At 39.3% G+C, this 10,260-nt stretch carries 9 protein-coding genes and 1 pseudogene; 6 read left to right on the top strand and 4 right to left on the bottom strand.

The annotated features are described in order from the left end of the window. Positions 1–27: 27 nt before the first annotated feature. Positions 28–486: a division/cell wall cluster transcriptional repressor MraZ gene (gene mraZ, locus AABI99_RS11750; RefSeq protein WP_338365984.1), complete on the bottom strand. Its 459-nt coding sequence runs from the start codon at positions 484–486 to the stop codon at positions 28–30. A 501-nt stretch (positions 487–987) separates the two neighbouring features. Here mraZ and AABI99_RS11745 point away from each other — a divergent pair. From AABI99_RS11745 to AABI99_RS11735, 3 genes are read left to right on the top strand one after another with little or no spacing between them, the layout of a single operon-like run. Further along, positions 988–1,326, top strand: coding sequence for a DUF883 domain-containing protein (locus tag AABI99_RS11745; RefSeq protein ID WP_338365981.1), 339 nt, complete (start codon positions 988–990; stop codon positions 1,324–1,326). Positions 1,327–1,332: 6 nt separating this feature from the next. Further along, positions 1,333–1,779: a hypothetical protein gene (locus tag AABI99_RS11740; protein ID WP_338365979.1), complete on the top strand. Its 447-nt coding sequence runs from the start codon at positions 1,333–1,335 to the stop codon at positions 1,777–1,779. 10 nt (positions 1,780–1,789) lie between these two features. Beyond that, the gene (locus tag AABI99_RS11735) at positions 1,790–2,032 is read left to right on the top strand and encodes a hypothetical protein (RefSeq protein ID WP_338365977.1); all 243 of its coding nucleotides are present in this window, start codon (positions 1,790–1,792) and stop codon (positions 2,030–2,032) included. Between the two features lie 63 nt (positions 2,033–2,095). On the opposite strand, the gene AABI99_RS11730 is transcribed toward AABI99_RS11735, so the two are convergent. Then, the gene (locus tag AABI99_RS11730; RefSeq protein WP_338365975.1) at positions 2,096–3,076 is read right to left on the bottom strand and encodes a glutathione S-transferase family protein; all 981 of its coding nucleotides are present in this window, start codon (positions 3,074–3,076) and stop codon (positions 2,096–2,098) included. A gap of 21 nt (positions 3,077–3,097) precedes the next feature. Then, on the bottom strand, positions 3,098–3,940 hold the full coding sequence (locus tag AABI99_RS11725; protein ID WP_338365972.1) for a pirin family protein: 843 nt from the start codon (positions 3,938–3,940) through the stop codon (positions 3,098–3,100). A 345-nt stretch (positions 3,941–4,285) separates the two neighbouring features. Here AABI99_RS11725 and AABI99_RS11720 point away from each other — a divergent pair, with 345 nt between their 5' ends. Further along, on the top strand, positions 4,286–7,306 hold the full coding sequence (locus tag AABI99_RS11720) for an EAL domain-containing protein (RefSeq protein WP_338365970.1): 3,021 nt from the start codon (positions 4,286–4,288) through the stop codon (positions 7,304–7,306). A 73-nt stretch (positions 7,307–7,379) separates the two neighbouring features. Then, positions 7,380–8,270, top strand: a complete 891-nt coding sequence (locus AABI99_RS11715) for a LysR family transcriptional regulator (RefSeq protein ID WP_338365969.1) — start codon at positions 7,380–7,382, stop codon at positions 8,268–8,270. On the opposite strand, the gene AABI99_RS11710 is transcribed toward AABI99_RS11715, so the two are convergent. Continuing rightward, complete coding sequence (locus AABI99_RS11710) at positions 8,267–9,229, bottom strand: YihY/virulence factor BrkB family protein (RefSeq protein WP_338365968.1); 963 nt, start codon at positions 9,227–9,229, stop codon at positions 8,267–8,269. The two genes, AABI99_RS11715 and AABI99_RS11710, sit on opposite strands and share 4 nt — an antisense overlap. A gap of 130 nt (positions 9,230–9,359) precedes the next feature. Between AABI99_RS11710 and AABI99_RS11705 the strand changes: the two are divergent. Then, positions 9,360–10,100: pseudogene (locus tag AABI99_RS11705) on the top strand (mechanosensitive ion channel domain-containing protein); the annotation flags it as partial. Positions 10,101–10,260 lie beyond the last annotated feature (160 nt).

Genomic DNA, 10,260 nt, shown 5'->3' with positions numbered 1-10,260 from the left:
AGCTTTTGTTTGCCTTTTTTAGTGCCGTTAGAGTGTAAGACTGTCTAAATCCTGGTTTGACTCAAAATCACCTAGCCTTTCCAGCTCTGTGTCTTGGCGCATTTGTTCTTGCCAACGCGCTTCATCCCAAATTTCAAACTTATCCATTAAACCAACTAGCATGATTTTTTTGCCAAGTTCTGCGTGGCTGCGCAATGAAGGCGCCAGCAAAATTCGACCATTTTTATCAAGTTGATACTCTGTGGCATTGCCTAGCAACATTCGTTGCATGCGGCGAGCGCGTGGATTCATATTAGAGATTTTAGACAAGCGACTTTCTATTTCTTGCCACTGTGCAAGAGGATACAACCATAAGCATGGTTCATTTAGCGCAATGGTACATATAACCGTCCCTTGATCTTCAGACAGCAAAGCGTCTCGGTATTTAGTCGGTACCGCAAAACGTCCTTTATCATCCAAGCTCAGTGAACTAGCGCCACGAAACATAAAAAGCCTACTTTTAAATTGTGTAATCGCGTTTCGATTAATTTGATCCAGTTAGATCCACTAAAAACCACTTTTTACCACAGTGCTCCAGTTTAGGGCTTGACAAGCCTTTTTGTCAAGTAAGCTGACCAGCTTTAACGTCTCGCTAAGCTAGAAAAAATAAGGCTTTACGCAAAGCGATTGAATTACGTGGGAAAAAGTGGAAGTAGTAGATAAATTTTTTTTGGGGCCCTACCCTTAACGTTTGGTTTACATTATTTGCTTACTGAATCATCAATGAATAATTACAAAAAATTGAAGGGGATTTGTAAGCATGTAAAATTTACTTAGCACAGTAGCAATACTTACTTCATACTGCTTTTAATTTGAGCTGAACCAATTCTCATAAAACAAACAAAAACAATTAAAATCAGCAACTTGTACTTTTACTTATGATTGGTTTAATCGTTGCATCTGCCCAAGCACCAGTTAAATTTTTATTTTCTTTATTAAGGATTGATTATGGCTACTGCAACAAATACTAAACCGAATACCCAAACAAACGTAAAACCTGATCTTAAGCAAAAAGAAAGTGAGGCTCCTTTAACAGACAAGGCAACATCTGTAGCACATGATGCAGTAGATGCACTGTCTAGTAAGGCATCAGTTGCTGAGTCAAGTGTTCGTAAAGGCGCAGCAAGTTCTGCAGAAGCGCTAAGTGAAAAACAACTTATTGCTCGAGAAAAACTATCTGAGTGTAGTGCGAAAACACGTGCTTTTGCCACAGAAAACCCACTAGCAACAGCGGGGATAGCGTTTGCAGCGGGTATGCTTGTAACGTCGCTGTTTCGTCGTAAGTAATAAATAATGAGTAGCTCACAAGCAACAGCAGCCACGGATGGTCATGCTCAAAATCAAACAACTGATGATAATACCCAAAGGGATGATTGGCAGGATCATGTAGCAAAGATCATAGAATACACTGACCAGCTCAAGGAGGATTATAAAACACAAGGAAAGATCACTCAGCAACTTGCAAAAGCTGAGTGGAAGCTGTCATTAAGATCAATGGCCTTGATCACTATTTTTTTAGGCTGTTTTGCCAGTGGTTTGATTTTGTTGTGGGCAGGCTTGCTCGGTGCGATTGGTTACGGTGTTTATGATTTATTTGGCTCAGTTTGGTTAAGTTTTGCTACAGCTGCACTGGCGCAAATAACTTGTTTAGTTTGGCTTTGGCGTAACACTGTATACCTAAGTAATAAAATTGGTTTTAGTAAAACGATTAAAAGCATCAAGCAACTTTTAAACTTGTAAGGAAATAGCTATGTTAGTGGATTTTTTAATTAAAAAACCTCATGAAAACGTTGAAACGTTAAATAAGCAAATGGATTTGCAGCACGCATTAAAGCGCCAGCATCACGCAGCAATAAAGTATCGTTTTAAACGTTTTGCGGCTACCAAAGTGGGATTAGCTTCAGCCTTTTTAGCAGGTGTAACGGTGCAAGCAAGTAAAGGTGAAAGAAAATTTCTACGTAAATACGCTTGGCTGGCAAATTTATTTACCTAGCAGCAATTGCATCAATACATGCTTAATTCATCAATGCAATTGCCACCAACTCAAATATAAAATTTAGCTTAGCTTATCCCTGTTATGAGGCTTATCAAAACTTATACTAGGTCCCTTTGGCACAATTTGAGTAGGGTTGATCATCGTATGGCTATAATAGTAATGGCGCTTAATGTGTTCAAAATTAACTGTACTGGCTACTCCCTTCACTTGGTATAGATCACGTACATAGTTACTGAGCGCTGGATAGCTTTCAATGGTACGTAAATTACATTTAAAATGCCCAACATACACGTTATCGAACCGGATAAGGGTTGTGAATAACCGCCAATCTGCCTCGGTTAATGTGCCCCCTAGCAGGTAACGATTTTTACTTAGTATGTTCTCCACTTTATCAAGTGCTTTAAATAACGCAGTAAATGCATCTTCGTATGCTGTTTGCGTGGTTGCAAAACCCGCTTTATATACCCCGTTATTAATATTGGTATAAACAAGGTCGTTAATTTCGTCAATATCAGCTTGAAGTGATTGCGGGTAATAGTCATCGGTATTATTCGTAATGTCATTAAATGCGGTGTTAAACATACGAATAATGTCTGCAGACTCATTGCTAACAATTTTATTTTGCAGTTTATCCCAAAGTACAGGCACGGTTACGCGCCCAGTGTAGTTTGCATCGTGTTTAGTATAAATTTGATGTAAGTATTCACTATTAAACAAATCATCGCCGCTGCTATGCTTGGTTTTATCAAAACTCCAGCCTTTATCTAACATATCAGGGCTGACCACAGATACACTAATTATATCGCTTAAGCCTTTTAACTGCCTAAAAATAAGTGTGCGATGCGCCCAAGGGCACGCTAAAGAAACATACAAATGATAGCGGTTCGGTTGCGCTTTAAAACCCTCATTTCCAGTTGGCCCAGGGCTACCCTCTTTTGTGATCCAATTACGAAGCTTCGCCGCTTCGCGTTTAAACTTACCATTATTCGATTCGGTGTCGTACCATTGGTCTTGCCATTGGCCATCAACTAATAAACCCATAATAACATCCTCAATTAACCATTAAATGTTGCCAAATTCACCGTTTTGATAATCACGCACTGCTTGTTTAATTTCATCCTGTGTGGTCATAACAAACGGCCCCATATGTGCAATTGGCTGCTTAAGCGGGTTACCTGCTAAAATAAGTATTCCCGCACCTTTTTGTGAAGATACGTCAATGTCACTGTTTGCATCTAATATAAGTAACTTGCCAGCATTAAAGGTTTGTCCATCAGCCGAAATAAGTTCACCTGTATGCACATAAATCATTACCTTTTGTTGTTCAAGTGCAGCTAATTGCATATGCGTATTTACAGGCAGAGTAACATTGGCCAATGCGGCATGTGCCGCTAAGCTTTGCAAGCTCGACGCTAACGTGTATTCACCAAACTGCCAATTACCAGCCAGTGCTGTAAAGCTAACGCCTTGCTTGTCAGTGACAACAGGTGCTGGCGCGTCTGTGGTATCTTGATAACGTGGTGTGCGCATTTTTTCATTGCTGGGCATGTTGAGCCAAATTTGAAAGCCATGTAGCCCCTGTTCTTCATCGGTTAACGGCATTTCACTGTGCATAACGCCTCTGCCTGTACTCATCCATTGTACATCGCCAGAACGGATTGCCTTTTTGTTACCCATTTGATCTTGGTGCTCAAAACCGCCTTTAATAATGTATGTAAAGGTTTCTATGCCACGATGAGGGTGCGGGGGAAAACCACCAATATAGTCACTTTCATTATTAGACTTTAGCTCATCAATCATCAAAAAGGGGTCGAGATATTTACCATCAAAACCAGGTATTCGGCTGATATTTACACCATCCCCATCTTGTGTTGCATAGGCTGTTAACACTTTTGCTATATTCATATTTAAAATACTGTAGTAGATTAATTAATGAGCTTATTAAAACATTGATAAAACCAGACAACCATGTCTTTAAATCGAGTAAATCGTTCTAATTTTTAGAAGCCACCTTGATAATGGCGATAATTCGGTTATGTTGCATAATAGGCTTAATGATTAAAAGCTCAGGCTTGGGCTGATTTATAATAACTTTTTAATACAACCCTATATTTTGTATGGTTATTTTCAGCTTTTATGTCTACAATCATTTTTTAGGAACATAAAGTCCAAGGAGATCTTATCTTTACTTCATCGCTTAAAAGCCAGCTCTATAGATTACTTATCCTGCTTAGCATTCCGGGCGCTGCAGTGACGGTATTTACGCTATGGTATGAGCGTGATGCTGCTATAGAAAAAAGTGAAGAAAGAATAGTAAATATAGCTAAGCAATTGACACAGCATCAAAAAACAATGGTTGATGATGTTAAACGGGTGACTATTTATTTAGCCGATAAAACGGCAAAAAGTAACACGCTCCCTAAGACCTGCCCTGGCTACTTTTATGAAATAAAAGCCCTGTATAAAAATATTGCAAATATAGGTATTGTTGATAAAAACGGCGACCTTCAGTGTGTAACAAATGGGCGTAGTAAGAATATTAATATTAGCGATCGTACTTATTTTCAAAATGCTATTAACAATAAAAGCTTTTCGGTGGGGTATTTTCAATACGACCGAAGTATTCAAGCGCAAAGTGTCAATTTTGCCTACCCGATTATAGACTCTAATAACCAATTAAAAGGCACACTAGTTACTGTTATAGCATTGAACTGGTGGAACATAGTACTAAGCGAAGCTAAATTACCTAACAACGCTAAAGCTGTTATTGCCGACTCTAACGGCTTAATACTCGCCAATTACCCTAATCGACCACGTGATTTAGGCCAAAAAATTACCGATGTAGATTTACTTCATGCTAAAAGCTCATTAACGGTATTTAAAAATGCAAAAGGCGAAAACCAAATTTTTCATCGCTCAGTTATATATGAAGACGGGCATGGTAATAATTTAGACATTCATATTGCTGTTTCAGTTGAGGATTTTATTAATAAGGTTAATGAAAGCTTTGCTAAAACTATTTTTGCATTTTTATTGGCTATTGCCTTATTAGTGTTACTTGCTAGGCGTTTAATTAAACAAAGTATATTTAAACCTATCGCTAATTTAACTAAAGCCACTGATGAGCTTGCAGATGGTGCTATGCCTAAACATATTAAAAAGCCCAATAGCCCAGAATTAAAAGCACTTTACGACCGTTTTGCTGTTATGGCGCAGACCCGACTATCTGCAGAGGCAAAATTAAAAAACAAGCACAACGAATTAATGAGCTTATTAAATGCTTTACCCGATACCTACATACGTATAAACACCCAAGGTGAAGTACTTTATATTGGCGGGCATATTAGCCCTGTGCTAAGCGTTGACCCTAGCTCCGCGCTTAAATTAGCAGATGTACTGCCTAAGGCCAGTGCCGAGCTATTACTTTCTCATTTAGGGAGTTTGCAGAGCTCGCAAACACTCGAGCTTTCATTAAGTAAAAAATCTAAAGAGCACTTTTTCGAAGCAAGAATTAATACCCTTACTAATAATGAATACATTATTGTGCTTAGAGATATTAGCCAAAAAAAGGTCAACGAAAAAGCACTTCATTTAGCGTCGCTTGTATACAGTAATAGCAGTGAAGGGATGATGATTACAGACCCTGATGGCGTTATTTATGATGTAAACCCTGCGTTTTGCGAAACAACTCAATACAGCAAAGAAGAAGCGATTGGTAAAACCAGTCGCATTTTAGCGTCGGGCAAACATTCAAAAGCGTTTTATGAAAAAATGTGGCAAGAACTCAGGGAAACAGGCCGTTGGCAGGGTGAGATAATTAATCGCAAAAAGAATGGCGACACCTATACCGAATTTCTGATCATAGATACCGTTTACGACGATAAAAACATGCCTACTCGCCGGGTGGCTATATTTACCGACCTAACAGAAAAAAAACAAGCCGATGAAACCATATGGCGAAAAACTCACTTTGATCACTTAACCGACCTACCTAATAGGTTAGAGCTTAAAGAGCGTTTAAATAAACGCTTTGAAAATGTAACTGATGAAACGTGCGAACTTGTCGTGATGTTGCTCGATATTGATCACTTTAAAGATATTAACGACACGTTAGGCCATCATTATGGTGATAATCTACTTAAATTAGTTTCTCAACGAATAATTCAAGCAGCAGTAAACGCTAGCTTTGTTGCCCGTATTGGCGGTGATGAGTTTGTCATTGTTTACGATCAAGTTAAAAGCGCTCGCCATATAAACCAAATTGCCAGCAATGTATTGCAAAGTCTTTCATCGAGCATACAGCTTGAAGACGAAGAGCTGTTTATCAGCGCTAGTATGGGTATTGCATGCGCACCTAACGATGGCCAAAGCACAGAGCTGCTATTAAAAGCTGCTGACCAAGCCATGTACAAGGCTAAAAATAACGGCCGTAACGGCTTTGAGTTTTTCTCAAAAGATATGCGTATTCACGCACAAGCACGTATGCAGCTTTTAAAAGATTTACGCTCAGCCATAGAGCTTGAACAATTTGAGCTATTTTATCAGCCTATTGTGGCCTTAAATGATTTACACATTCACAAAGCAGAAGGCCTTATTCGCTGGCACCACCCTAAAAAAGGGTTAGTCTCGCCGGCGACATTTATACCGCTTGCAGAGGAAACTAGGCAAATAAATGCGCTGGGTCAATTTGTATTTACTCAAGCAATACACACCCTAAAAGAAATAAACACCACTATGGGTGAGCAATTTCAAATTAGTATCAATGTTTCGCCTGTGCAGCTATCGACAACCGACAGCGGAATTGATGATTGGTGCGATATGCTAAAGGCTGCAAAACTGCCCGCTTCTTCCATAGTAGCTGAGATCACAGAAGGCCTTATGGTCAACCCAGAGCCATTAACACAAAGTCGCTTAAAAACACTAGTGCAATCAGGTATGCTATTAGCGCTAGATGATTTTGGCACTGGCTATTCATCACTTGCCTACCTGCAAGAAATGGACACCGATTACCTAAAAATAGATAAACGCTTTGTTGACAATATAAAAGCAGGAAGCCAAGAGCTTGCTTTATGTGAAGCCATAATTGTAATGGCCCATCAGCTTGGCCTAAAAGTTATTGCTGAAGGTATTGAAACACAGCAACAAATGCAACTACTGTTAAAGGCAGGATGCGACTACGGACAAGGTTATTTATTCTCAAAGCCCGTGCCTAAAAAAGAGTTTATGTCATTGCTGATCAGCAAAAAAATGGTAATTGCCAATAATAGATAAGCCATTACGCAATAAATAGTGTATCTACACGGTCAGGTTATTTAATTAATAGTAAGTAGTAACAAGGTTTAAAATGGCAAAGGCAACACTCGAGCAATGGAGAATGTTTAAAGCTGTTGTAGAACATGGCGGGTTTGCAGGTGCCAGCAGTGCGGTATTTAAAAGCCAATCAACCGTGCACCATGCAGTACAAAAGTTAGAATCTGCATTACAAGTAAAGTTGCTTGAAGTAAAAGGCCGTAAGGCGTATTTGACCGAAAACGGTAAACTTATTTTGCGCCGTGCTGAGTTTTTAATAGACGAAGCCAGCAAAATAGAATCAGTTGCTGCCACCTTAGGCGAAGGCATTGAAAGCACATTAAAAATAGCAATAGATGAAGTCTTTCCACAAGATTTATTGTACCAAGCATTAAGCCATATTAATGAGCAATACCCACTCGTAAAAATAGAATTAATAGAAAGCGTACTTAACGGCGCAAATGAGTTATTAACAAATGCTGTGGTAGATTTAGCCATTTCTTCGATTGCACTTTATGGTATTAGCTGCAATACATTATGCGATATAGAATTTATTGCCGTTGCTCACCCTGATCACCCCTTACACCAATACAGTGCGCCACTAACTTTTAGAGAGCTTAAACTGCATAGGCAAATTGTGGTTCGCGATTCAGCAACTCACACCAGTCATGACGACGGCTGGCTTGGAGCTGATATGCGCTGGACGGTGAGCCATTTACGTAACTCTATCGACATGGTTAGCCAAAAATTTGGTTATGCATGGCTGCCTAGTGCGCAAATTCAGTCGCAATTAAAAAACAACACACTCAAGCCACTTAACTTAGAGCAAGGTACAACTCGCTCATTAAAGCTTTATTTAATGTGCACCGACAGCGACCGTTTAGGCCCTGTTGGCCGAGCGTTTACACAATACTTGCTAAGTTTATGCAATAACGAGCCGAGCTAAGAGTTTGTCGGCTCATCTACATCAAGGTGATCAGCCACAAAGGCGCCACGGTTTCCGCGTTCTTTTGCGGGGCCTTTAGTGCTGTCTTTTGCTGTTTGTTGCTCGGTGGCTGCATTTATTACAGCCCCAAGCGTAATAATGTAAGCGCTAATATACAGCCACATAAGCATAATAACGACCCCACCTAATGAACCATACGTTTCGTTGTAACTTGCAAAGTGCGAGACATAAAACGAGAACCCCAGTGAAGCTAAAATCCATAAAACTGTAGCAATGCACGAACCAAGTGTTATCCAGCGCCATTTTGCAGGTTTTCTGTGAGGGGCATATCGATATAAAAGCACTAATGCAAAGTTAAACATAAATGCGAGTAATGGCCATGATATTAACTTTATTAGTAAGTCTATACTTTCTTTTAAACCCACTAAATTAAGTACTATCGGTAAAATACCTATAATTAACAACGCAAAAATAGCGACTAAAATAGCCCCTACTGAAAATAAAAAACGGACTAATTGAGCATGGAAAAATGAGCGTTTTTCGTATTCATGATAACTAATGTTACAAGCAGTAATGAGCGCCTGACTGCCTTTGGAGCTACTCCAAATAGTAAGGATGAGCGTACCGATTGCACTTAAACTTAAACTGGCGTTAGAGGTTTGAGCTAAGTTCGAGACCTGAGACAAAATCAAATCGCTCGTGCTTTGCGGTAATAAAGTCACTATTTTACTTAAGTGTTCACTAATATCGGTGGGCGATGAAAAATATGCATACACCGACACCACAGCAGCAATAGCAGGAAAAATTGCAAGCAAGGCATAAAATGCCACGCCTGCGGCAACCAGCGATAGATTGTCTTGGCTCATTTGCTTAAAAATACGCTTTGCTATATCCCACCAACCAACAGCCGGAATATGTACTGGCTGCTCGGCATGTTGTCCTCGTTTTGCTTTGCTCATCATCTACTCCTTTTTAGCCTGTTATTGAGCAAAAAGTCTGCCAAGCTGCACGCTTAACATTGGTACTAAAATTGCTGATTGTAAGATTATTACAAATTTTAGGTAAATCCCCATGAACAGCCCGATAACTATGCTAATTGCAGCAAACACCACGGCTGTGAATGCCTTAAACGTCCAACAAAGCGTATTCAGTTGGCAGTATTTATACGCCCAAAGTTTGCAATTACTTCATGCAACAGCGCAAATATTACCCACTCTTTTATTAGGTTTTATTCTTTTAACTATTAGCTACTTTGCAGCCACTCCATTGTCGAGACTGTTAGTAAAACCGCTCATTTACATGACCGACAGTAAACTAGTTCACCTAGTGGCTAGGCGCGGTATCAGCATTTTAATTTTGTTATTAGGTGTGTATTTATTTTTACGTTTAGCAGGGCTGACCGAATTTGCTATTGCCATAATGAGTGGGACTGGTTTAATTGGCTTAATATTGGGCTTTGCTTTTAGAGACATAGCAGAGAATTTTATCGCAAGCTTACTACTAAGCGTTCAACGTCCATTCAAACTAGATGATGTAATAGAGGTAGATGGTCGCTTAGGGGTAGTAAAAAAAGTGACTGCGCGGGCAACTACCTTAGTTGATTACGATGGCAATCACATACAAATACCCAATGCCACGGTTTACAAAAATACCATTAAAAACCTTACTGCTAATCCAAAAATGCGCGCCAAAGTGGTAATTGGCATAGGTTACGATAACGATATTCGCTACTGCCAAACACTCGCCCTTGAGATTGCAAACAAGCAAACGGGTGTTATTACTGAGCCACCAGCGCAAGTACTGATTAACAATTTAGGCAGTTCAATAATATAAAAACTAAAAATCAATATGTTATAGTTTTTAGTAAGGAAAAATATACAGACTTTGGCACAGCATTTATGCACTTTTATAGATTAAACTTAGCTGTGTGCTCCATAGAAAGCTTTGATTTACCATTACTAACTAACGTTAATGTGTATTAACGCTACTT

Source organism: uncultured Pseudoalteromonas sp. (genome assembly GCF_963922945.1).
Taxonomy (GTDB): domain Bacteria; phylum Pseudomonadota; class Gammaproteobacteria; order Enterobacterales; family Alteromonadaceae; genus Pseudoalteromonas.
Note: the sequence above shows the minus strand (reverse complement) of the source record. Positions and strands in the feature narration are given on the sequence as shown.

Coding starts and splice junctions, on each gene's coding strand:
- AABI99_RS11745 (WP_338365981.1), top strand. CDS start 988: ATGGCTACTGCAACAAATACTAAACCGAATACCCAAACAAACGTAAAA.
- AABI99_RS11730 (WP_338365975.1), bottom strand. CDS start 3,076: ATGGGTTTATTAGTTGATGGCCAATGGCAAGACCAATGGTACGACACC.
- AABI99_RS11740 (WP_338365979.1), top strand. CDS start 1,333: ATGAGTAGCTCACAAGCAACAGCAGCCACGGATGGTCATGCTCAAAAT.
- AABI99_RS11735 (WP_338365977.1), top strand. CDS start 1,790: ATGTTAGTGGATTTTTTAATTAAAAAACCTCATGAAAACGTTGAAACG.
- AABI99_RS11725 (WP_338365972.1), bottom strand. CDS start 3,940: ATGAATATAGCAAAAGTGTTAACAGCCTATGCAACACAAGATGGGGAT.
- AABI99_RS11715 (WP_338365969.1), top strand. CDS start 7,380: ATGGCAAAGGCAACACTCGAGCAATGGAGAATGTTTAAAGCTGTTGTA.
- mraZ (WP_338365984.1), bottom strand. CDS start 486: ATGTTTCGTGGCGCTAGTTCACTGAGCTTGGATGATAAAGGACGTTTT.
- AABI99_RS11710 (WP_338365968.1), bottom strand. CDS start 9,229: ATGAGCAAAGCAAAACGAGGACAACATGCCGAGCAGCCAGTACATATT.